Annotated in this window: 22 protein-coding genes; 3 read left to right on the forward strand and 19 right to left on the reverse strand. The window is 54.9% G+C overall.

All coding sequences use genetic code 11. From position 1 onward, the window contains the following. Positions 1–4 precede the first annotated feature (4 nt). On the reverse strand, positions 5–826 hold the full coding sequence (locus tag EHN06_RS06735; protein WP_127331347.1) for a YciI family protein: 822 nt from the start codon (positions 824–826) through the stop codon (positions 5–7). 113 nt (positions 827–939) lie between these two features. Then, positions 940–2,949, reverse strand: coding sequence for a hypothetical protein (locus EHN06_RS06740; protein ID WP_127331349.1), 2,010 nt, complete (start codon positions 2,947–2,949; stop codon positions 940–942). A 123-nt stretch (positions 2,950–3,072) separates the two neighbouring features. On the opposite strand from EHN06_RS06740, the gene EHN06_RS06745 reads away from it, so the two are divergent. Then, positions 3,073–4,368, forward strand: coding sequence for an MFS transporter (locus EHN06_RS06745; RefSeq protein ID WP_127331351.1), 1,296 nt, complete (start codon positions 3,073–3,075; stop codon positions 4,366–4,368). Between the two features lie 22 nt (positions 4,369–4,390). Here the strand turns inward: EHN06_RS06745 and EHN06_RS06750 are convergent, their stop codons facing one another. The 3 genes from EHN06_RS06750 to EHN06_RS06760 form a co-directional block, all read right to left on the reverse strand. After that, positions 4,391–5,077, reverse strand: coding sequence for a DUF2959 domain-containing protein (locus tag EHN06_RS06750; RefSeq protein WP_127331353.1), 687 nt, complete (start codon positions 5,075–5,077; stop codon positions 4,391–4,393). Positions 5,078–5,193: 116 nt separating this feature from the next. Beyond that, positions 5,194–5,826 (reverse strand): glutathione S-transferase family protein, encoded by a 633-nt coding sequence (locus EHN06_RS06755; protein ID WP_127331355.1) that lies wholly within the window; start codon positions 5,824–5,826, stop codon positions 5,194–5,196. 64 nt (positions 5,827–5,890) lie between these two features. Further along, positions 5,891–6,592 carry a winged helix-turn-helix transcriptional regulator gene (locus EHN06_RS06760; protein WP_127331357.1) on the reverse strand — a complete coding sequence of 234 codons (702 nt, stop codon included), beginning with the start codon at positions 6,590–6,592 and terminating at the stop codon, positions 5,891–5,893. A 143-nt stretch (positions 6,593–6,735) separates the two neighbouring features. Here EHN06_RS06760 and EHN06_RS06765 point away from each other — a divergent pair, with 143 nt between their 5' ends. Then, positions 6,736–7,674, forward strand: coding sequence for a carbon-nitrogen hydrolase family protein (locus tag EHN06_RS06765; protein WP_127331359.1), 939 nt, complete (start codon positions 6,736–6,738; stop codon positions 7,672–7,674). A gap of 29 nt (positions 7,675–7,703) precedes the next feature. Here the strand turns inward: EHN06_RS06765 and EHN06_RS06770 are convergent, their stop codons facing one another. Next, positions 7,704–8,255, reverse strand: a complete 552-nt coding sequence (locus tag EHN06_RS06770) for a YdeI/OmpD-associated family protein (protein ID WP_127331361.1) — start codon at positions 8,253–8,255, stop codon at positions 7,704–7,706. Positions 8,256–8,378: 123 nt separating this feature from the next. Further along, entirely contained in the window at positions 8,379–9,464 is a 1,086-nt protein-coding gene (locus EHN06_RS06775; protein WP_127331363.1) for an aldo/keto reductase, read from the reverse strand. 168 nt (positions 9,465–9,632) lie between these two features. On the opposite strand from EHN06_RS06775, the gene EHN06_RS06780 reads away from it, so the two are divergent. After that, a complete protein-coding gene (locus EHN06_RS06780) occupies positions 9,633–10,592 on the forward strand; it encodes an AraC family transcriptional regulator (protein ID WP_228257422.1) in 960 nt (319 codons plus the stop codon). 283 nt (positions 10,593–10,875) lie between these two features. Here the strand turns inward: EHN06_RS06780 and EHN06_RS06785 are convergent, their stop codons facing one another. The 12 genes from EHN06_RS06785 to EHN06_RS06840 all read right to left on the reverse strand — a co-directional run bounded on the left by EHN06_RS06785 (position 10,876) and on the right by EHN06_RS06840 (position 23,746). Further along, the gene (locus EHN06_RS06785; protein ID WP_127331365.1) at positions 10,876–11,670 is read right to left on the reverse strand and encodes a hypothetical protein; all 795 of its coding nucleotides are present in this window, start codon (positions 11,668–11,670) and stop codon (positions 10,876–10,878) included. Between the two features lie 107 nt (positions 11,671–11,777). Then, positions 11,778–12,323, reverse strand: a complete 546-nt coding sequence (locus EHN06_RS06790; RefSeq protein WP_127331367.1) for a hypothetical protein — start codon at positions 12,321–12,323, stop codon at positions 11,778–11,780. Positions 12,324–12,471: 148 nt separating this feature from the next. Then, positions 12,472–13,128, reverse strand: coding sequence for a hypothetical protein (locus EHN06_RS06795; RefSeq protein WP_127331369.1), 657 nt, complete (start codon positions 13,126–13,128; stop codon positions 12,472–12,474). Positions 13,129–13,174: 46 nt separating this feature from the next. Further along, positions 13,175–13,648, reverse strand: a complete 474-nt coding sequence (locus tag EHN06_RS06800) for a hypothetical protein (RefSeq protein WP_127331371.1) — start codon at positions 13,646–13,648, stop codon at positions 13,175–13,177. 95 nt (positions 13,649–13,743) lie between these two features. Next, the gene (locus EHN06_RS06805; RefSeq protein WP_127331373.1) at positions 13,744–14,631 is read right to left on the reverse strand and encodes a hypothetical protein; all 888 of its coding nucleotides are present in this window, start codon (positions 14,629–14,631) and stop codon (positions 13,744–13,746) included. Positions 14,632–14,743: 112 nt separating this feature from the next. After that, positions 14,744–15,898 (reverse strand): reverse transcriptase family protein, encoded by a 1,155-nt coding sequence (locus tag EHN06_RS06810; RefSeq protein ID WP_127331375.1) that lies wholly within the window; start codon positions 15,896–15,898, stop codon positions 14,744–14,746. A 215-nt stretch (positions 15,899–16,113) separates the two neighbouring features. Then, positions 16,114–17,343 carry a hypothetical protein gene (locus tag EHN06_RS06815; RefSeq protein WP_127331377.1) on the reverse strand — a complete coding sequence of 410 codons (1,230 nt, stop codon included), beginning with the start codon at positions 17,341–17,343 and terminating at the stop codon, positions 16,114–16,116. Between the two features lie 222 nt (positions 17,344–17,565). Beyond that, positions 17,566–18,066, reverse strand: a complete 501-nt coding sequence (locus tag EHN06_RS06820) for a hypothetical protein (protein WP_228257423.1) — start codon at positions 18,064–18,066, stop codon at positions 17,566–17,568. 456 nt (positions 18,067–18,522) lie between these two features. Further along, positions 18,523–20,205 carry an AMP-binding protein gene (locus tag EHN06_RS06825; protein WP_228257467.1) on the reverse strand — a complete coding sequence of 561 codons (1,683 nt, stop codon included), beginning with the start codon at positions 20,203–20,205 and terminating at the stop codon, positions 18,523–18,525. Between the two features lie 61 nt (positions 20,206–20,266). Beyond that, entirely contained in the window at positions 20,267–20,845 is a 579-nt protein-coding gene (locus EHN06_RS06830) for a peroxidase-related enzyme (protein ID WP_127331383.1), read from the reverse strand. Further along, the gene (locus EHN06_RS06835; protein WP_127331385.1) at positions 20,842–21,750 is read right to left on the reverse strand and encodes a hydroxymethylglutaryl-CoA lyase; all 909 of its coding nucleotides are present in this window, start codon (positions 21,748–21,750) and stop codon (positions 20,842–20,844) included. Before EHN06_RS06835 ends, EHN06_RS06830 begins: the two co-directional genes overlap by 4 nt. A 1-nt stretch (position 21,751) precedes the next feature. Next, positions 21,752–23,746, reverse strand: a complete 1,995-nt coding sequence (locus tag EHN06_RS06840; RefSeq protein WP_127331387.1) for an acetyl/propionyl/methylcrotonyl-CoA carboxylase subunit alpha — start codon at positions 23,744–23,746, stop codon at positions 21,752–21,754. Position 23,747 lies beyond the last annotated feature (1 nt).

Raw genomic sequence — 23,747 nt, forward strand, 5'->3', positions numbered from 1 at the left:
AGATCTACTGGCACTGCTCAAGCCCGCTGCTGATCATCCATTGAACACCAAAACGATCCGTGGTCATCCCGAAACGGTGTGCCCAGAAAGTTCGTTCAAACGGCATGATCACCGTGCCCCCTTCGGAGAGTTCCCGGAAAACCCGCTCCGCTTGTTCCGCATCGTCGTATTCAAGGTGAACCTGGGCGCCCTGGGGCGGCTGATAACAGTCTCCTGCCATATCGGCCCCCATCAACCGCCGACCCCGGAGATTAACCGACGCATGGATGACATGATCGTGCATTTCCGGGGGTACATCCTCAGCCGCCGGCGTTTCCCCGTAGGTAATCACGGCTTCCAGATTGCCGCCGGTTACCTCCGCGTAAAATTCCATGGCTTCCCGGCAGTTGCCGGCAAACGCCACATGTACATTCATCTCCCGGGGTAGCCGATCCTGGGCGCGATGTTGCTCAAGGGCAGGGCTGGGTTCGAAATCCTCGAGTGTGAAGTAACGGCGTAACTCAAGGGTGACATTGCTGTTGGCGTCTTCCTTCGGCCATTGCTTAGCCCAGGCGATGGCTTCTTCAAGGGAATCCACCTCAAGCACGCTGTAGCCCGCCAGCAACTCGCCGGTATGCTCGAACGGGCCCTGGATGACCGTGGGCTCGCCGTTGCGGAACTGAATGCGGCAGCCTTCGCGGGTTGGCCTCAGTCCGTTGCCATCGACAAATACCCCGGCCTGGGTCATCCGGTCATTGTAGTCGGCCATTGCCTGCAGGATGTCTTCGGTGGGTAGTACGCCGTTCTCGGTGTCGGCATCGGCTTTGCGCATCAACATGTATTTCATTCGGTTGTCCTCCGGTGATGGTTGATTGTCTTCACCGGTAAGTCGCGCAGTGCGGATGGAAATCGACAACTGTAGGGACTTTTTTTGAGTATTTTCTCAGCCTCGGTGCACCATCAAGCATCTGTTCCTTGATTTCCCTCACTATGATTATTTTTAGGCGATACCGCCCAGCTCGTGTAGCCAAGCCTCATAATTCGGGCGACTTCGTCTTCTGGTATTGCCGACAGGTCTCCCAACTCCAGGGGGTCGTAATGGAATGCGTACAGGCGGGAGGTAAATTCGGCAATGGGGAGGGAGGCTTCGCCGCGATATTCGCCGTGGCATCGGGTGGAGCAGGTAATGCCCTGGCCCCAGTCCTGGCCGCTGTCGTTGTTGGGGTTGAAGAAATAGACCCGTATCTCGTCCTGTGGGCTAAGCCCGACTCTCAGGATGTTGATGGCATGGCGGCCTACGAAGCGGGCGGCGCTGTCGGTGACGGCAATACCGGCCGGCTGGGCATGGATCACTGGCATATTCCCGTTGTAAAAAGGATGGTAGCTGGCATAGAAGTGCCGAATGAAGCCTTCGTAGTCGCGTATCTCGCCGGTGTGGATATCGGCCACTACACGGAACCCCTGGCTTACCCACCAGCCATAGAATTCCGGGTTGATCCAGCGGTGGGCATCATCATCCCGGTTTTCGCAACGGCGCCACATTTCGCCATAGATGCGATCCAGGTGGGGGATAACGATCAGTGATACAGGGTCCACATCAACCGGTGTTCCCTCGACCAACCCGGGCTTCAGATCTCTGGAAGAGACGTTCTGGCCCTCGAAACGGCTCAGCACTTCGTTGTCCCGGGCCGCCCAGGCCAATACCTGGAGCAGGTAATCGGCTTCGTTGGCCGCCCACATCGACAGACCGATGGCAGACTGGCAGGTGGGGTTGTTGCCCTGACCTACACCCAGCGGCTGCCCCAAAAGATTGATAACACCGGCCAACAGGAATACCCGGGGCGGTCGGGCATCGCCAAAGACCTCTTGAAGGGTGTGTGCGGTCTCCGCGGACAGGCGGAGTTTGATTTGCCGCCACAGGGCCTGGGCCACCGGTGACGTAAACAGTGAACCCCGTTCCAGCATCATGGTAAGGCCATACACGGCCTGGCAGGTTTCCGGATAGATGGCTTCGTCGATCAGGGCATGGACCAGTTCCGTGTAGCAATAGAGGTCATCCAGACCGGTCATGGTCAGCCCCAGTGTGTCGGGTATCAGATCGTCCTGGTCACTGTTGCGCAGGTACCTCAGCATAACCGCGTGATAAGGGGAGGCCAGACCGGTGTCGTGCATGCTGCGGGCAAAGCACGTGGCTTCGGACGAGAGTGCTTCGTCGTCCATCTCCGTTAGCCGCTGCTCATAGATCTCCAGGCCCGGGTCTTCGGCGCTGCCCGGGGTGGGCGCAAACAGCGCGTTGACCAGGCGGGTGGCATCGGCGTTGCCAGTGGTTTTCATCGTGGGATCATAGAGGCATTTGGCAATCTGATCGATCATCTCGCAGATGCTGTTAACCTGTACCGGTCCCTGATCCAGCAATCGCCAGACTTCGGTCACCAGGCTGTCCAGCAGGCTCTCATAGCCAAGGTGGGAAATCAGATAGCGGTAGAGTTCCTGGACGATCATTCCGAGCTGTTTCGGGCGTTCCCGGTCGGCTTCCGTGAGTTGGCCAGACAACAGATCCAGGTTCAACGCCATCACCTGGGTCAGGAAGTGGCGTGCCTGTTCTGCCGAAATGCCGGGGTGGAAGTAGTCGCCCAGGGTGACGGCAAGCATTCGTAGCTCGCTGATGGCCTCTACGATGGTCGTAACGGCCCCGGCCTCGCGTAGAGAGTGCTTGGCCAGTGCCGGCTGGAGGAGGCCCGGCTGAGCCCAGTCGCTGGCGCCGAAGATGCCGGCGGATTCCAGTGAGCGGATCCGTCGGTACAAAACGTCGAATCCGCCCGGCAGCGTCATCAGGATTCGGGCATGCTCCAACAGTCCAAGACTGGAAGCCTTGGGGTTAATGTGACGGGCTCGAGCGAACTCAGCTAGCGCTCCATCAAATTGCTTCGATGCCTGCTCGAGTGCAGGGTCAGCGTTTGGGCGTTCCATGGCTTCGATTCCCTATTTGTGATCTCTGACACAAGTCTGGCTTGTGGTTTCATTGCCGTCTACGCTGATTACAATCAGCAATGTAAAGGCCCCAATCCTCGATGCTTGTCTTTCGGAGGTGGAATGAAGTTTCCCTCAAGCACAGCTTTTGCCCTTTTGGGAGCAGCACTGATTGCAATCAGCTACGGGCTTGCGCGCTTTGCATTCGGCCTGTTTGTGCCCCCAATCCGGGAAGAGCTGGAGCTGACGCCGGACGTGATCGGCATCATCGGCGCTCTGCCGCTCATCAGTTTTGTGCTCGCCACGATAGTTGCACCATTATCCGCTGACCGTCTTGGCGCCCGCAATACGGCGGTACTGTCCGGTGGTTTCGGTGCTGTCGGTCTGGCGCTGATCAGCCAGGCTTCTGGCGCTTTATCCCTTGGCGTGGGTGTGTTTGCCTGTGGCATCTGCACCGGCCTGATGATGCCGGCACTCACTGCGGCCATGCAGGCGCTGGTAAAACGTTCCCTGCATGGGCGTGTCAGTTCGGTGATGAATGCGGGTACCAGTGTAGGCGTAATCATTGCCGTACCGACGATTCTCTTCCTGGCCGGTGCCTGGCGTTATGCGTATGTGTCCTTTGCGGTTCTGGCGGTCATCGGGATATTTGCCACGTGGATTTTCATCCCTTCAGTGTCGAGCGTCACGCCGTCGAACGCGGCGCCACCACCTCCGATCAGCGCCCTGCAGTGGTCGCGTCTGTTCAGGCTGTCACTGTTTGCGTTCATGATGGGCTTTGTCTCCGCCGCGTACTGGATCTTCGCGCCTGACCTGGTCGTCAACCTTGGTGCCCTGCCGCCCGATGCGACCGGGTGGCTGTGGCTGGCGGTTGGTATCGCCGGTCTCGGAGGTGCCGTGGTGGCGGATGTGGCCGATCGCAATAACCCGCCGATCACCCAGGCGCTCATGCTGATGATGCTTTCCGCGAGCCTGGCATTGCTCGCCGCCAGTCCCGCTAACCTGGCCATCGCGGCATTCTCCGCGTTGGTCTTTGGCCTGGCTTACATGAGCCTGACAGGGTTGTATCTGATGACCGGCATCCGCTTGTTGCCGGGCCGATTATCGATGGGACCCGTATTGCCCTTTATGGCGGTGTCGCTCGGGCAGGCGACCGGTTCGCCTCTTGTTGGCGTGTTGGTGAATGAATTCGGTTATTCGGATGCGTTTGCCATGTTTTCAGTGGTGGGCATTATGGTGGCCATGTTGTCACCCCTGTATCCGCGCCACATTGAGCAGGAGCACGAAGAGGAGGGTGAAGAAGACACAGGCCTCCAGGCGGCCTACGATTACCAGCTTCAGAATGAGGAGGGTGAGCCGTTCAGGTATGGAGCTCCCGAACGGCCAGGTCAAACAGCACAGCAACCGGAAGGGGGGTGACCCGGCACGACCGGGGCATGGGTTATCCGCCTTCGCGGAAGCGCCGGATAAAGGCTTCGGATTCGTCGATTGATTGTTCCATATTGCGAATCAACTCATCTACGTCCTGGCGGATACTCACCAGTTCGTTCTCCAGAGAACCGATCGCCTGGGCATTCAGGTTATGCTTGAGATACAGCACCTGATCCTGAAACGCCTGCAATACTGGCTCCATGCGATCTTCGGCCTCGTGCATACGGCGAATCAGTTGACTGTACTGAGCTCGCGTCTCATCAAGTTGCTGCTCGCTGTTACGTCGCAGAGAGGCGCTTTCGTATAGATCCAGTTCATCCTCCCATTCATCAAACAGGTCTTCTGCAACCTCTTCCACCTTATCGATACGATTGCGGACTTCCTCTGCACTCGACTTACTGTCGTCATAGGCATCGCTGATCTCGGTGTACCGATCCTTGAGCTCGGTATCCGGTGTATCTACAACGCTCTGGAAGCGCTCCAGAGAAGAGCGGAAGGTTTCCTGTGCATCATTCTGGCTGTCCCGTGCGTCTTCCACCCGGTCCACCAGGATGTCGCGCTTTTCATACCCGAATTTTTCCATGGTTTTGTAGTACACCGAGGAACATCCGCCCAGAAACAAGGCACTGAGCAGCAATAGCCACAACTGACAGGCACCTTGTGGCTTTAATGAACTGACAGTGACAGGGTTGGACATAAAACGGTCTCCGGTTGGGGGGTACGAGTCCGGAAAGTGAAGCATGGCAGCAGCTTGCTGACAAGCGCTGACTCCGGCGTTGGCCCGAGAAGCATTTCAACCCTGACTCATAACCCTCAGGCCGGATTATCCATTGCCGCGAACGCTTCGGAGATGGTTATCGGAGCCGTAGGGCGTGCGTACATCGCCTTCCGGTATTCTCGCAGCCTCGGTGCGTCGTCGAGCATCTTCTCATTGTTAACCCAGTCCAGCGTATAGGCGGCGTTGAAGTCAGCCACGCTGAGCCGGTTGCCAACGATGAACTCTCGTTCCGCCATGTGTCGTTCAAGCACCGCCACCATTTCCAGGCATTCCTGCCTCGCCAATTCGACATCCTGAGGTAACCGCTTTTCTTCCGGATAAACGAACGTGTGACGCGCGATGCGCCACAGAGGCTGTTCGATCTCGGTCACCAGGAAGAAAATCCAGCGGTACATTTGGGCTCGGTCTTCAACCGCCTCCGGGATAAAGCCCGCCTGTGGGTATTTCTCGGCCAGGTAAAGCTGGATTGCGGCGGATTCGGTCAGCACCAGGCTGCCGTCGACCAATACCGGCACTTTGGCGGCAGGGTTGAGGGAAAGAAAATCCTGTCGGAGTTGCTCACCTTGCAGGAGGTCCACCGGGTGCAGTTCGTACTCCAGGCCGAGTTCGTTGAGCAACCAGATAACGCGCAGGGCGCGGGTTGGGGGTGTTCCGTATAATTTCAGCATGTCCAGCTCCACAGGTGCGCGGGCACTGTTCGTCTTCCAGTTGCGGATGGCCTCAAGGCTTACTTCACTCCACTCTTGGGCCCTTTTTTAACCGGGCTTTACTGGAAGCAAACACACTTCGCCCCAACCACTGCCAGAGGTCCCGTGAATCCTGCTGGCTACCACGGACAAGCAGCCGGCGCGCCTGCTGCTCGGCATCCGGGTCGCTGTCGCCGGTCCAGATCTCGGTCAGACTGGCTACGCTGGCCTCGACCACCAGGGTCAGCTCATGGCCCGGGTCTTCACGGCACAGGTCGATCTCTCCATCAGCAACAACCAGCCACCAATGCCGCTCCCGATGCCGGGCATCATTCAGGAAAAAGTGGATGACCACGCGGCGGTTAGCGGGGAATTCGTCGATATTTGCGAACCGGCGAATATCCCACATCAGGAAGCCGGCATCGAGCTGGTTTGCCTGCAGCCGGCTGCCAATCCATCGTGCCCCCCAGTGACCAATGGCCAGGATGATCGGGCGCAACTCCTCACCCGCCGGTGTCAGCACATACTCCTGGTGACTGCCCTCCTGCACGCGCCGAAGCACCCCCACTTCCTCAAGTTTTTTCAAACGCTGGGCCAGAAGCGTGGCCGACATCCGCGGCAATCCCCGCCGGATCTCGTTGAAATGGGTGCTGCCACACAGTAGCTCCCGTACCACCAGCGGTGTCCATCGTTCCCCGAGTATTTCCGAACCCCGGGCGACGGTGCAGAACTGTCCATAGTTGGTCATGGGCTTTGGCTCCGTGGGGGCGTTAATGCCCCGAATTTTCATCCTAGTCCTTTTCAGCGCGGATGGCGCTCCATTTTCTGGACTATCGCCTGTATCCGGTTGGGGGGATAGTGAATCTGGACACCATTGAAAAGGGGAACAACATGATCACGCTCGCCATCGTTCAGGAACCACCGGTCTTTCTGGACCGGGAAAAGACGATCGAAAGGGCCGTGCGACTGGTACAGGATGCCGCCAACCAGGGAGCGCGGCTGATCGTTTTCTCGGAAGCCTTCATCCCCGGCTATCCCGCCTGGATATGGCGGCTGAAACCAGGTGGCGACTGGGGGTTGTCGGAGCAGTTGCATGGGCGACTGCTCGACAACGCCGTCCAGCTTGGTTCTGACCAGTTGCGCCCTCTGTTGGAGGTTGCCAAAGAAAGGCAGATGACCATTGTGTGCGGCATCAATGAGCGCGACGAGGACACCAGCCGGGCCACCCTCTATAACTCGGTACTCACCATCAGCCCGCAGGGGACTGTGCAGAACTGCCACCGCAAACTCATGCCCACCAATCCGGAACGCATGGTGTGGGGCTTCGGCGATGCCAGCGGAATGAAAGTCATCGACACCCCCGTCGGCCGGGTCGGGTCACTGGTGTGTTGGGAAAACTACATGCCGCTGGCACGCTACGCACTGTTCGCCCAAGGCATCGATATCTACATCGCCCCCACCTACGACAGCGGCGACCGCTGGATTCGCACCCTTCAGCACATTGCCAGGGAAGGGGGATGCTGGGTTCTTGGCGCGGGCAACGTGCTGCGCACGAGCGATCTGCCCGACGACTTTCCGGAGGTAGAACGCCTGTATCCGGACAACGAGGAATGGATCAATTCCGGTGATTCGGTGGTCATTTCACCCGCCGGGGAAATCGTAGCCGGCCCATTGCGCCAGGAAACCGGCCTGCTGCTGGCCGACATTGAAGTCAGCGAAGTGAACGCGGCAAGGCGCAGCCTGGATATCGTTGGCCATTATGCCCGGCCAGACATATTTTCATTGCAGGTGAACACCCGGCCGCAAAGGCCGGTCAGTTTCAATGATTAGGGGGCGATCCGGACCCGAAAGCTGGATTGTTATTCCTCAATCTGCGGCGCACTGAATGCCTTGCTGTAGAACCCCGATGGATCAAAACAGCAAACCCGCTTCTTGCCAGAGGCAAGCATGTCACATGCATCGTTGATGCGCTTCACGCGGGTTTTCGCCTGCTTGGCTGACGTAATCCAATGAATCCAATCGAGGCGCGCGATTGTCGTTGTTGCATTCCACGTAGCCAGGGACTCAGGAGCAGCCTCCAGAGCTTGCGCCAGGTCTGCAGGAACTTCCGGCTCGGGCTCCTGCTCCACGGCCGCGATTTCGAAGTGGGCTTCGTCCCCGATTCGTGCGTGTGAAGCTTCAAGCAGATCTTCATCAATCCGCAGCCAGTGACTTTTCTGGCCATCCGGCTCGAGCAGGGCCTGGAAGCCGTGCCCGTTGATCGCGCCCGTTACCGTTACCCGACCACGTCTCGGGAGCTTTGCGCTTGCTTCATAGGGCAGGATGACGAAAGCCCACACAATTCCACTACCCGATCTCTTCGGCTGAAGCAGTCGCGCGTTGAACTCAGACCTCGTGTCTTGTTGCGTCATGTGATCCTCGAAGCTCAATCTGCCGTGATTGATAAGACTCTAAATGGATACCAGACTCGTGACAAAGAGTGAACTCAAAAGTGTATATTGCCCCGGCCTGTAACGCCGGGGCAGCGTCGAATATCACGCCTTCATATGCGCCCGATACTCCCCCTGTCGCTCCAGCATCCAGCCCGGATACTCCGCCGGCAGGCGGCTGACTTCATCCAGGGCCGCCAGTTCGTCAGCTGAGAACCGGATCTGTGCCGCCAGGAGATTGTCCCGCAACTGGTCGACCCGCTTGGCGCCGATAATGACACTGGTCACGGCGTTCTGGTGCAGCAGCCAGGCAAGCGCGGTTTGAGCCACGCTGACGGGCTGGCCGTCGACCTGCTTGCCGGCGGCGATCTCCCGCATCACGGCGATGACAGCGCTGCCACGTTCCCGGTTGACCGGCGGGAAATCAAATTTGGCGCGCCGGTTTTCTTCAGAGACGTCCGGCCCTTCGTACTTGCCGGAGAGGTAGCCGCCCGCCAACGGGCTCCACACCATCAGGCCGATGTTTTCGGACTCCAGCATGGGGATCACTTCCCGTTCGAGATCCCGGCCCACGAGGGTGTAGTAGGCCTGCAATGATAGAATCGGGCAAAGGCGGCGGGCCCGGGTAATGCCAACGGCTTTCATCACCTGCCAGGCGGCCCAGTTCGAGAGGCCGACGTAACGGACATGGCCGTGCTGCACCAGGGTATTCAGCGCTTCCAGGGTTTCCTCTATCGGCGTGGCCGGGTCGAAACCGTGGATCTGGTACAGGTCGATGTAATCGGTTTGCAGGCGCTGCAGGCTGGTCTTGCACTCGCTCATGATATGGCCACGGGAGGCGCCGCGGGCATTGGGGCCGTCGCCCATCGGGCCGAGCACCTTGGTGGCCAGTACGACATCTTCGCGGCGGACGTCCAGATTCTTCAGGGACTGGCCCACGATGCGCTCACTGGCGCCACCACCGTACACGTTGGCGGTATCGATAAAGTTGATGCCCGCATCCAGGGCAGCCTTCACCAGCTCATCGGCCTGTTCCTTCTGCAACTGGCCGATCAGCCCCCACATGTCGTCCCCGCCGCCGAAAGTCATGGTGCCCAGGCACAGTTCCGATACAAACAGCCCCGAATTGCCCAGCGTTCTCAGGCGCAGGGGGGCGTCTTGGGTGGATTGGGGTAGGTTGGGAGTTGTCATAGCCGATACCTCTTCGTTATGGAAGAACCTGCCGGAGCAGGACCGTGGGTTCATACTAGGCGACGCACGGCCAATCGGGCTGGCGGAAACTCTCAGAGGATTGCACAATTCTATCAACCTGACATCAGCCCGGGGATGACCCTACTGAAGTGCGGCACCGGACAGTCTATGATTCCATCAGAAGAGGAGACCATCATGACCGCCCAGCCCAACGTCATTCCAATGCAACCGGACAACCCCTCCCTGAATCGGCTCCGTGATCTTGTCGAGCAGCAATGGCTGACCCATGGCCCGGAGAACGCGATCGACGGTTTGCGCCTGACCCGCGCCCTGGAACCCAGCGGCACCATCCGGGCTCTTTACCAGACCTCGTTCTGCATCGTATTGCAGGGGGCCAAGGTGACGGCGATTGGGGAGTCGGCCTTTCATTATCGCCAGGGCGAGTGCCTGCTGGCGTCCGTCAATGTGCCGGTGAACTCCCGCATTGTGGAGGCCGCTCCCGATAAGCCGTATCTGGCGTTGAGCCTAGCGATTGATCCGGCAATGATTTCCGAACTGCTGGTGACCCATCCAGAGGTGGCGTACCGCGGCCCAAAACAACCGGCACTGGTCACAGCCGGGATGCCGGATGGGCTGTACGATCCTGTCATCCGCCTGCTCCGGTTGCTCGACCAACCGGATGACCGTGAAGTACTGGAGCCGCTTTTCCGCCGGGAAATCTGTTGGCGAGTATTACGGTCGCCGCTGGGGCCGGCCCTGCAGCAGATCGGGCTGAAGGACAGCGACACCGCCCGCATTGGCCGGGTAACGGCCTGGATGCAGGCGAACTACCAACAGCCCTTCCGGGTGGCCGAGCTGGCGGCGATGGCGAGTATGAGCCCGGCGACCTTTCACCGGCATTTCAAGAGCATCACTCGGTTAACGCCCGTGCAATTCCAGAAGCTGGTACGCCTGCAGGAAGCCCGGCGGCTGTTGTTAAGCGATCAGGAAGTGGCGAGTGTTGGCTACCAGGTCGGCTATGAAAGCCCATCCCAGTTCAGCCGCGATTACCGCAAACTGTTTGGCGCACCACCGGGCCGGGATAAGGCCGTGATGCGGTCTAGTGTGGCGATTGAGAGTGGGGGGTGAGGGGGATTACCGCATAAGCCGCGCACCAAAGTCCGGAACCTGATGAAGCTGGGCGTGCATGTACAGGCCGCCGTTGCATGTGGCATCACCAGTAAAGGCCCTTGGCGCAGCTCCAAGACACCGGGCATTCAGCAGGCATTATCCAATAAATACCTGAAAGTCCATGGTTTGGTACCACTGCGTGATGGATGGATCAAACTTCACCATTCCCGGTGAAACGCCCTGTGCGGAGTCGCATGCAGGGTGTTGTGGGGCTGGGGGTTAGATACCCCCGGCTACCCGATTAGCGAAGATAGTTCATGTTGCTGTGACCGTTATCTATTTCAAACTCTCTCAAAAACTCGAATAGATGGGAGGAATTGACAACAAAAACCGTATTCTCCTTTGCTTTAGCAACATCTTGATGGCCAGCAACTTGATAAATTTCGGGAATCTCATAAACCGGATTAAGTTGCTTCCTGAATCGAACATAAGGCACTTCTTCAAATTTGGCGTCCTCCAATGTACCGTCTTTTAACGAGATGGATTGGGCATTGAAGCGGCACACCTGAAGAGTTGCTGTAGTTACTATTACGTTGAAATAGATCTTTAAATCTTCTCTGTCGTCTAAACTCAACGACTTATCTTCCATAGCCAGTGCCTCGGTCGCCGATACTAACTCGGCTGAGGACCTTTCGATCAGAGACTGCGAGCGATTATCCGTCCCTGGAATCACACAAAATTGTGACTCCGGAGTTGGAGGGTCTAAGGTAAGGTCAATCCATTCGAAGCGCTTTACGTCAGACCCGGTCTTCCTGAAAACAAAGCTTTTTGTGTGACGCCTAACCATCGGCGAGCTCTCATTTACCAAGAAAATCCAAGAAGTATCTTTCACTCGCTTGCACTCAACAACCAAATATTGAGTACCACCTTTATGAGCTAGCACCAAATCTATGAATCCCGATTCCGACGTGTTTTCATTACGCCATGAATGTTCCGTGTACTTCGTCGACCAGCCATGTTGAACGGATAATTCGTTAACATTATTAGCAATTGCAATTTGTAGAGGGAACCCTGAAGAATTGACATGACCTTTCATTTGGAATCCTTTTCTCGCTAACGCCAGCCGGCATGCGCGGCTACGAAATGGAGGCTAAGCCGCAATGGAGTAGACGTCGCCGTGACTGGCCTTGACACTAATGATGACTAATCGAAAGTCTCGAGAAAAAACCTCTTGAGCTCACTCTCAAGCTCTTCAATTGCCGTGGAAATTCTAGTCATTGTTTCCGTGCACTCCTTATATCCCTGAGGATCTGACCTGCCAATCTTTACTTCCTGACCACACTTCACGCCCAGAAATCGAAGCTTTTCAAGGTCTCGAATTATCTCATGCCCACGTGCGTAAAAATCAGAAGGAAGACTGGCACGCTGAACCCCGGTAAGGTCGGATTTGGCAAGTTCCAACACGAGGTTTGGGTAATCGTTCATGAACCTTTCATGTTCGAAATCACCTTGTAGTGCCGCCATTACTATTGACGATGCCGCGTATTCTGCACTACGCATTGGGCTAATCCACTCTAGCGCTGCCGCGACTGCATCCCTACGCAATTCATCAAGCTTGTTTCGGCGCTCTCGCTTCCATTTCTGTCTTTCAATAAAAAAGGTCGTAATGGAGGTTAAAAGCCCGCCAACGATCACCGCGAGAAGGGTTCCCAGGATCTGAATTAATTGCGCCTCCTCAGGTAAATTCATAATTCATTCCTTGGATCTAGACATTATGACTCCCCACGAGGTGGGGGCAGCCCCCTAGTGGGGAGTCATATCAACGCGCGGGTTCAGCCGCCGGTTTGGAGCGGCAGCGGAAAACCGGTGGACTTCCCCCGTCGGTTACATGGTCATGTCACTGTGGCCCAGGTTCTTCGCGGTCTCTTTTTGTCGCATAGGAAATACCTGCCGCTGCAACACCACTACCGACCAATAAAGCCCCGATAATCTCCCCGACACTGAAGTCGACGGATATGGAAATCTCTGAAGTCAGCCCTAATATCACCAACGACGCCAACATCGCTAATATTAGTGCCAAAACCATGAGGTAGGGGAAATTAATAGCAGAATTCAACCTATCCCAAAACGTGACTTTACCGTGCAACTTTCCGTATTCAATCTTTTCTTCAAGCTCAAAAATTCTATTTCGGTACTCGATCTCTCTTCGAGCACGTGCTTTAGCTTCTGCTTCCTCCTTGTTCGACTCCAAAACCTTGTAAAATGCTTCAGAAAGTACGTCTCTTTTAAACAGATCTAAAGAATCTTTATCGTGCTCGTCGTATCTAGCCAAAGTTTTCCGTAGATCGGCCCTGTAACGTTCCAGCTTATATAGAGGAGCAACTCCTCTGTATACCTCCTCATCGAAAACACTAGTCATTGACTCTAGGCTCAACATGCATGCGGCAGTCTTCGCCTGAAGTTTGCAATCAGTTTCGCCAGATCTATTCCTTGTATCTCTAATAAGGAAATTAGAAATCAGCCTGCTGACCTGCTCATGTAAATCTTGATTCAATTCAAACTCTCCCGCTTAGCAAGGCCGCGCAGCCGATTGTTAAAACTTAGTCTCGATCCAAGGCACTTCTCTTGAAGTTGGGACCTTTAGCAACTACGAGGACTCGCCAAAGCTCGAACACCATATAAAAAGAAACTAATCCCACCATCCACCAAATGACACCTTTGACGCCAAGGCCAAACGCATACGTGATGAACGTGACTAGGTAGAGAATTGTCGTATTAGAGATGCCATGGGTCACAAACCAATCAACGAAGCTACCTAGGTGCCCTCTTTCATGGTAACCCATGTTCGTCAGAACGAGATCTGCGACCCAGGTGATGAAAAATAGCGCAAGAAAACTTGGGCTTGTCAGCGACACTGCCAAAATTAGCAGCTTGGCCGTATCTATTTGTAGAAATAGCTCTGGATTTAACCGATAGATCAAAAGGAAGGCAGGCGCGATGAACGAAACGAAGAAAATAGCTAAAAGGACAGCTGAGCTGGGATTAAGGCTCTTAACTTCTTCCAGAATACTCATCGCTGACTCCCTGTGATTTTAACGCCATCCAGCATGCGCGGCTACGGAATGGAGGCGAAGCCGCAATGTAGTAGACGTCGCCATGCTTGGGTTGGTTAGACTCTAGATCCGGCAGAATCATCAATCGATTCAATAACCTCGCGCAAAGCCTCAAAGTCCTCATATTCACTTACTGTATTGCCATGAGTAGATAGTGTACCCAAGGCTTTACTTATCTCGCGCAGCATTTTTTTCGTGGAGTTTCTATCGCAACCTTGCTCGACCAAGATTCTTCTCAGAGTGTCTCGCCAAAACTCGACTTCTTTTCCATAATCTGAAACGCGGCGTAGAAGAAAGACTCTCTGACGCTTATAAATTTTACGGATTTCAGTCAAGCTTTCGGTTAGTCTATCAATCTTATCAGAAGAGTTCTCAAGCTGCCCTGATAGATCCTCAAGATTTTTCTGCAATCCTTCTATTTTTGATCTCATCCAAATTGCCAGTAAAAATATAAAAATGCTGTATATCGCAGCGGTTTGAGCACCTTTTAAAAATGCACTTTTTACCGGATCTACCACATCTTCATCATTTTTTATCTCGAGCTTCAGATCTTTTGCATTTAGAAATTGACAGCAACTTGAATCCTCAAACTTAAGAGGAACCAGGATTCTTGTAACTGCCTCGCCAGTAACCTCTGAGATATTAAAGACATTAAATTCATCGGGAGAGGCAGTGCTATCAACTTTTTCGATCTTAACTGGCTTGGACGATACAATCTCTTTTTCCTCTAGCCCAAGTGGCATGAGAATCTTTATGCCGTTTATGGAGCTCGACTTATAGTTTTCGATTTCGATTGGGATGAAGCGGTCATATCCGATAGAAACCATTGCCCCTTTTCTAACGTATCCGGAATCTGCCGTTAACATTTCAAACGTCCAATTCATCACGAGCGTCAGAATGAAGACCAAAATTATATTCAAAACTTGAGAAACATAACTAATCATTAATTCTCCATTAAATCTAACGCGCCATATCACCGGTAGCAAAAACAGAGCGAGGAATGAGCGGAGCTTTTGCTGTCCGAGTGCATGTGATTGTTAGCTCAAAACTATAAAGCTAAACACTAGCTCCCCAGGCTATTTTTTTAAACTCCGCACGCAATCGAGCACCTAGATCAGGTTGCACTTGGTGTGCGTAATTAATTAATCCTTCAACATGATTCTTTAGACCCATCACTGAATCAAATCCGCGATTCTGTGCATGCAAGGCAGGACCTATATGTTGCTTATTCATATAATATAAATGCATTCTAATTTTAGATCTAAATTCGCGAGTAAGCTTTGGAACAGCGCCGTCAACAAGAAGGCCTAGTACAAGCTTTCTGGCCCCAGGGGGGTGTATACGAGTTTTAGAGATATTGGGCCGAAATCCTTCTGCCTTCATACGACCATACAATCTTGATATTAGTTTTTTCCCTATCTCCCGATTAAAAGAGAGATCTTTTGTCGAGAAAAACATATCATCCGCATACCTCGTATAGTACATTCCATACTCAGCAGCAATATCTCCGATATCTTTATCAAACTCTCTTAAAGCTAGATTCGTTAACATTGGGCTTGTTGGTGCGCCTTGAGGTACATGGCCTATCCGACAGTTTTTGTATCCATCTATTTTATAGATGCGATCATCCCGTACTTCCCACCTATTACCTGAGCGTGTTTTTGTATGCGCGCCTAGCCTAGTGCATAATCTTGCCATCTCAAAAGAAATCAGTGCTTGATATCCAAGTGACCGAAATACGCGATATACCGCTATTTCAGAAAATGATTCAAAAAAATTTGCGACATCAAGCTTTATAAGCCATCGGCAACCACAATGAACACTGGCAGCATCAACGATGTTGCAGTTTTTCGCATAAGCAACACTTGAATGATGGGGTGTTCCAAACGCAAGAATGTTTTGCGCTATCCAGCGCTGGACCTCAAGGAGAAAGATGTCTGGGACACAGATTATCCTGTAAGCCCTTTTCCCATTTTTCTTAAGTTTAAAAGTTGTGTAGGGCTCGTCCCCACTTCTTGCAACAGCTTTGCGCAGCAGAGAATAATCGGCCTCTACATAGTGGGCCAAATGCCTGAGAGAGAATAGAGGTGGCAACCTAGGGTCAACTGATCGAGTTATTTCCGCACAGGAAATAGCATTCTCTACGACTTTAGGGGCCACCCCTTGTTCTTCCGCAGCTTTCCTAAATTGTTGAGGATTCCAGCGATGCATCTACTTTGACACCTTTAGGTGAGATTTGTCGCGCTTGCCCGCCAGTCCCCGCCGCGTGGATAGCGCGACAAACCTTAGCGCAAGCGCAAGCTCATCCATAGAGTCGCAGTAATCTGCTCTCCGTAAGTGTGACAAATCTAGTGTGTCACACTGTTGCCAACCCGGAAGAACCGGTTCAGCGTGAACTAGATACATCAACTGGAACCCTCAACAATTTAGGAAAATAATGCTCGTTCACTGTTTTTTTTTGAATTTACGGGAGATTTGCTTACCCTTCTTGCATAATTGAGCTGCCCTTTGCCGATACTAGTAAGCCGTCTATTTGCATCTATCCACCCCCACTGATTTGCATTTTCCAAAAGAATATTGATCAATGTGATATTAAGTCCTGTCTTTCTTGATACGGCTTCTGACTGTCTCGGTCCCGTCCTGATTGCAGCCAAGACAAAGAGCATGCTTTTGGCTTCATCACTATATAAAGACGTCCAGTCGCCACGGGATAGCCGTACTTCATTCATTCGAGCCAGTTTGCGTCTCAGCTCGCTCTCTTCCTTAACCGAATTGAAAGCATTTCGGCTTGCAGCTGTACCACGATTTGGAAACATTGGTTTCCAGTTTTTCCTCTTATCATTTTTGAACAATAGCCTCGGCACATTGTTCGGGCAGCCGTGAGAAAACACCAATAAAGCCCCAGAACCTCGATAACCCAATGATTCAGCTCCATCATGGTCGATGGGATCATAATGTATACATAGAGAACGTATTTTTTCCGCTGTATCCTTGTCGAACTCAGTAAATATGGTTGGACATGATCTCGCAATTCGAACTTCAGGCTTTGTTTTGTGGGATTTTAAAAAAGAAACTCCCGCCTCCGTTCCAGTATATGACACAATAGTAAAGTCAATTAGGCCCAACGACTTCCAACTTTTTACACTAGCAACCTTCCACGCAGAGTCTAAATATTCATAGGCTCTACGACCGCTCCCTATCATGTCGGTAACCAACATGAAGTGTCTAACCTTCTTTTTTCTTATTTGGGCTGGACTAGGGTGCGAGACAAATTTCCCTGGCTGTTGTTTACAAATATCAGTCACTAGCCAAGCAATAATACCTTCGCTTCCAACCGACATGTCATAAGGAAGCTTTGGCTTTACGGGTTGCGGGCCTTGGCCGAATGCTCTCCTATTCTTCTTCCTCCTAGGTTGTTGGTAGAGTGCGTTGGGAACCCCCCCTTTTCCTCGCCTAATCTCTCTCTCTGAAAATATACCGATTACACCATTGATGTTTCTTGCTACATCTATGATCGAATCTTGGATGGCATCAACGAGCTCATCGTGTTCTATCAACGCGAGCGAATCGAGCAAGGAGCAAGCCAGGCACTGATCTTCTGGCCGAAACTGGTCTACCCAAGATATGCCCTCGGTTGTTTCAGATAAGCGCGTCATTCGTCACCTTCGAGCTAACGAGGCTGTAGAAAAAGGTCAGACCGTTTCTGGAGCCTCGATTTGATTAATATTTGTACCGAAAACCGAGCTCTCTCGAAAAATCCGGGGCACTTTACATCGAAAAAATCATCAGATTTCACGTAGGAGCGCGTCGCTCTGAAACCCTTGTAGTTTTTCTACAGCCGCAAAGCGGTGGAAAAATTGTCCGACAACAGCGGCTGGTTATACATTTGTCAGTAGCACCGTGATTTCGATTCCCTCATAGAATTTCATGTATATAGCGTGCCTGTTTTGCTGATCAGAAATTATAGAATATGTAAAAATCTTGTCGTTCTCGCCATGGCGATCTTGGCCTTCGAAGGCCTTGCTGACTCGTTCTCCTACGCGCTGAACCACCTCGTTTGTCCGCACCGCGTTCGGTGAGTCGAGAGCCATGAGCTCATTCGTTAGAACTTGGTACCCGCCCTGCCACTTCGTTTTGTACTGGTAGTAAAACAACCCGCAGGCGATCTGAAATAGCGCATTATTAAACCGCTCGAGATCCACCTTGAAAGAGGCCGAATGCTCAATTTTCCCATCTGGGTGCTTCAACATGATGGGAGACAAGCCCGCCATAAAATGCGAGTAAACGTGCGGTTTTCGCGAAAAGGCTCGCAAGACCTTTGATGCAAAATGGTTGCTCTTGTGCTCATTACCGCGGAACGCACTAGCAAGAACGAACATGACGTACTCATCATCTTTCGATTTGTGCGAATTATGACGATCACAGGAAGGGACTTTGATTAAGTTCTTTCTAAAGTCGGCACCTTTTGGTGAATCCTTCTTCTCGGGGAATATGCATTTGGGTGGGACATGCTCCCGAGAAGTTGAAGGCGCATCACACATGTAGCATGTATCCAAAGCTTGCCCCCTGTATAACAGCAATTAAAAAGCGGTCACGCCGCCAACAAAAATCTGACAGCTCCGCTATTCCGCCTTCGTTTGTAAACTAACCACCAAAATAGCCGAAAAATCAGAACCCTGCAAAGCCGGAAGCCAGCATTCCCGTAATATCACCACGCAATAACGAAACACGCTTCACGATTACCAGGTTTCCTGGAAGCGTAGTAAGAGGGAATAGAATAGAAAAACCCCGACAAATAGCCGGGGTCTGAAGATGGAACAGGGCAGGGGAATCGGTTACTTCTTCAACCCCATCTCCTCAATAGAAATCTCCCGCATCTTGAACTTCTGGATTTTCCCGGTCACGGTCATCGGGAACTCATCCACGAACTTGTAGTTCCTGGGGATCTTGAAGTGAGCGATCTGGCCTTTGCAGAAATCGATCAGGTCGTCTGCAGTGACCGGATCTGCCTCCGGGGCCAGTTTCACCCAGGCGATGAGTTCTTCGCCGTACTTGTCATCGGGAATGCCGGTGACCTGGACATCTTCGATGGCCGGGTGGGTGTACAGGAACTCTTCGATTTCTTTCGGGTAGATGTTTTCGCCGCCGCGGATAACCATGTCCTTGATGCGGCCGACAATCTGGATGTAGCCGTCTTCGTCCATGGTGGCCAGGTCGCCGGTGTGCATCCAGCCGGCGTCGTCAATGGCTTCGCGGGTTTTTTCTTCGTTGTTCCAGTACTTCAGCATCACGCTGTAGCCACGGGTGCACAGTTCGCCGATTTCGCCGCGGGGGACGACGTTGCCGGTGCCCGGATCGACGATTTTGGTTTCCAGGTGTGGCTGGGTGCGGCCCACGGTGGTGACCTGTTTCTCGAACGGGTCCAGGGAGCTGGTCTGGGTGGATACCGGGCTGGTTTCGGTCATGCCGTAGGCGATCTGAACTTCTTTCATGTTCATCTTGCCGTTGACCTTTTTCATCACCTCTGCCGGGCAGATGGAACCGGCCATGATGCCGGTGCGCAGGGTGGAGAGGTCGTAGCTTTCAAACTCCGGCTCGGCCAGTTCGGCGATGAACATGGTGGGCACGCCGTACAGGGCGGTGGCTTTCTCCTGGTGCACGGCCTGCAGTACGGACTTGGGCTCGAAGCCTTCACCCGGGTAGATCATGGTGGAGCCGTGGGTAATGCAGCCGAGGTTGCCCATCACCATGCCGAAGCAGTGGTACAGCGGCACCGGGATGACCAGGCGGTCTTTCTCGGTGAAGCGCTGGCTCTCCGCCACAAAGTAGCCGTTGTTGAGGATGTTGTGGTGGGTGAGGGTGGCGCCCTTGGGGTTGCCGGTGGTGCCGGAGGTGAACTGGATATTGATCGGGTCATCGAATTGAAGCTGGCCCTGTACCTTGTCCAGTTCGTCCTGGCTGACGTCACCGGCAAAGTCGATAAACTCGGCCCAGGTCCACATGCCGTCGTGTTTCTCTGTGTCCAGGTTGATCACCGCGCGTAGCTCGGGCACCCGCTGGGCCTTGAGTTGGCCCGGTGCGCTGGCTTTCAGTTCCGGGGCCAGTTCGTAGAGCATTTTGCGGTAGTCGGAGGCCTTGAAGCTGTCTGCCGTGACCAGCACGGAGATGCCGGCCAGGTTCATGGCGTATTCCAGTTCGTGCACGCCGTAGGCCGGGTTGATGTTGACCAGGATGGCGCCGACTTTGGCGGTGGCGAACTGGGTCACGGTCCACTCGTAACGGTTGGGGGACCAGATGCCAACGCGGTCGCCGCGTTTGACGCCGATGGCCATGAAGGCGCGGGCCGCCTCGTTGACCTTTTCCACAAACTCTTTGTAGGTCCAGCGAATATCCTGGTGCAGGGCGACCAGGGCTTCGGTGTTCGGGTACTTCTCGGCGGTGCGGTCGAGCATTTCGCCGATGGTCATGCCCAGCAGCGGGGTCTCTGAGGTGCCGCTGGTGTAGCTGGGAAGAGTCATGCTCATTATCTCTGCCTCCATTGTTTTTGTATTCGGAAACGCGAGCCGGCCTGTCTGCCGGCTATCGACTCTGTTTGTGGTATTCCGGGTTCGGTTGCATATCGCTGGCAATGGCCACGCGATTGGACATGTTGTAGAAACCGATCAGGTTGCTCAGGTCCCAGATGGCGCGGTCGCTGAGACCGACAGCCCGCAGGGTCTGGATGTGTTCTTCGGTGACGGTGGCCGGCGACCGGGTCAGGTGCGATGCAAAATCCAGCATCGCCCGCTGGCGCTTGTCGAGTTTGGCGCTGCGGTAGTTCATTACCATGTGTTCACCCAACTGGGGATCGCCGCTCAGCACCCGCACGGCGGCGCCATGGGCCACCAGGCAGTAGTAGCACTTGTTCTCGGAGGAGACCACCACGGCCACCATTTCCCGTTCCAGCTTGCTCAGCTCGCCTTCGCCCAGCATCAGTTCGTTGTACAGGCGGGTGAAGCCTTCGAGCTGTTTCAGGTTCTGGCTGTAAGCGGTCAGTACGTTGGGGATCATGCCGAGTTTTTCCTGGCAGATCTGGAAGTACTTCTGGGTGTCTTCCGGCATGTCCTTGATCTCGGGGATCGGGAGATCCAGGGCCACGACGTTCTTGTTCTGGTTCATGCGCAACTCCCTCCAAGGGCCTGACCAACTTTGGAACCGTTGTGACGCCTGAGTTGGTGGCAGATCCAGTCGCCGGTGGCGACCAGTTTGTCCAGGTCCACGCCGGTTTCTATGCCCAGGCCGTTCAGCAGGTATAGCACGTCTTCGGTGGCTACGTTGCCGGAGGCGCCCTTGGCGTAGGGGCAGCCGCCCAGGCCGGCGACGGAGGCGTCGATCACCGCCACGCCTTCTTCCAGTACCGCGTACAGGTTCGCCAGTGCCTGGCCGTAGGTGTCGTGGAAGTGGGCAGCCAGTTTTTCAATTGGCACTTCGGCGGCCACGGCTTCGAGCATGCGTTTGGCTTTCAGGGGGGTGCCCACGCCAATGGTGTCGCCCAGGGAGATTTCGTAGCAGCCCATGTCGGCCAGGGCTTTCGCCACTTTGGCGACCTGCTCGGGCGCGATGTCACCTTCGTAGGGGCAGCCCAGCACGGTGGAGACGTAGCCCCGCACCGGAATGCCGGATTTGTTGGCGGCTTCCATCACCGGCGCGAAGCGGTCGAGGCTTTCGGCGATGGAGCAGTTGATGTTCTTCTGGCTGAAGGATTCGGAGGCGGCGCCGAACACCGCCACTTCGTCCACGCCGGCGGCCAGGGCGTTCTCGAAGCCCTTGAGGTTGGGGGTGAGTACGGAGTAGCGAACGCCCGGTTTACGGTTGATGCCGGCCATGACTTCGGCGGCATCTCCCATTTGCGGCACCCATTTGGGCGAAACAAAACTGGCGGATTCGATGTGGTTCAGGCCGCAGTCCGCCAGACGGTCGATCAGCCCGGTTTTGATGCGGGTTCGGATCACCGGGCCGGGTTCGTTTTGCAGGCCGTCCCGGGGGCTCATTTCCACCAGTCTTACCTGTTTCGGAAAGGCCATGTTATGCCACCTCCTCATCACTGGTTTCGATGGCGATCAGTTCCGCGCCTTCGGAGACCTGGTCGCCTTCAGCGAAGAATATGTCGGTCACCACACCGTCGGCCGGGGCCTTGATGGCATGCTCCATTTTCATGGCTTCCATGATCACCAGGCTCTGGCCGGCGGTGACCCTGTCGCCCACCTTGGTCTGTACCGCTACGATGGCGCCGTTCATCGGGGCCGACAGGCTGCCTTCGCCGGCCATTTCCTCGAGGCCGTAGGTTTCCCGGTAAACAGTGCACTGGAAGGTGTCGCCTTCGTAGAACAGCACCAGTTTGTCGTTGTGCAGGTTGCCGTGGATGCTGATGCGGTGGCCGTTGATCACCGCCTGCAGGTAATCGTCATCCAGCCGGGCGGTGAGGTTGTAAACGCTGCCGCCAACGTGCACCTGGTAGCGGTCGTCCCGTTCCAGCACCTTGAGTTCGTGGATGTCTTCACCCACCTGCAGTTTCAGCGGCTGGGCGTACTCGGAATTCATGCGCCAGCTGTTCTGGCGGCCAAACGGTGACCACGGATCGGTGCTGACCACTTCCCGGGACTTGCGCTGTTCCAGCACGAAGCCGGCAGCCAGCACCAGCGCCTTGTGGGTATCCAGTTTGGATTTCGGGAACAGCAGGTCGCGGTGGTCCTCGATAAACCCGGTGGTCAGGTCCGCTTCGCGGAACGGCTGGGCATCGGCCAGCGCATGCAGGAAGCGGATGTTGGTCTTCACCCCGGCAATGCGGTAATGCTCCAGGGCCTGCACCATGCGGTTGATGGCCTGGTCCCGGGTCTCGTCCCAGACGATCAGCTTGGCGATCATCGGATCATAGTGGATGCTGATGTCGTCACCTTCGGTGACGCCGGTGTCCACCCGCACGTGGACGCTTTCGTCCGGGGTGCTCAGGTAGCGCAGGTTGCCGGTGGCAGGCAGGAAGTCCTGGTCCGGGTCTTCGGCGTAGATGCGCGCTTCCAGGGCATGGCCCCGGGTTTTCACCTGGGACTGTTCCAGCGGCAGGGGCTCGCCCCAGGCGACTTTCAACTGCCATTCCACCAGATCCTGGCCGGTAACCATTTCGGTGACCGGGTGCTCCACCTGCAGGCGGGTGTTCATCTCCATGAAGAAGAAGGAACCGTCCACGTCGTAGAGGAATTCAACGGTGCCGGCGCCGACGTAATTGATGGCCTGGGCGGCTTTCACGGCCGCTTCGCCCATGGCCTTACGGGTCTCTTCCGACAGGCCCGGGGCCGGCGCTTCTTCCAGCACTTTCTGGTGGCGGCGCTGCACGGAGCAGTCCCGTTCGGCCAGGTACACGCCGTGGCCGTCCTTGTCACAGAACACCTGGATTTCCACGTGGCGTGGCTGGGTCAGGTAACGTTCGATCAGCATGTCCGGGTTGCCGAAGGCGTTCTGCGATTCCCGCTTGGCCGCTGCCAGGGCGTCGTCAAAGTCTTCCAGGCGCTCGACCACGCGCATGCCTTTACCGCCACCGCCGGCGACGGCTTTCAGTAGCAGCGGGAAGCCACATTTTTCAGCTTCGGCACGCAGTTTCTCCAGTGACTGGTCGTCGCCATGGTAACCGGGCACCAGCGGAACGCCGGCTTTTTCCATGATTGCCTTGGCGGCGGATTTGGAGCCCATCGCAGCGATAGCCGAGGAGGGCGGTCCGATAAACACCAGGTCGTTGGCTTCGCAGGCTTCGGCAAACTGGGTGTTCTCGGACAGGAAGCCGTAACCCGGATGAATGGCCTGGGCGCCGCTTTCCTTGGCGATCTCGATGATCTTGTCGGACCGCAGGTAGCTCTCGGAGCTGGGGGCGGGGCCGATGTTGAAGGCTTCGTCGGCCATGGCCACGTGCCGTGCGTTGGCGTCGGCTTCGGAATACACGGCGACAACACGAATGCCCATGCGGTGAGCAGTCTGGATGATCCGGCAGGCGATTTCGCCCCGGTTGGCTATGAGTATCTTGCTGAACATT

It is taken from the genome of Marinobacter sp. NP-4(2019) (assembly GCF_003994855.1).
GTDB lineage: Bacteria > Pseudomonadota > Gammaproteobacteria > Pseudomonadales > Oleiphilaceae > Marinobacter.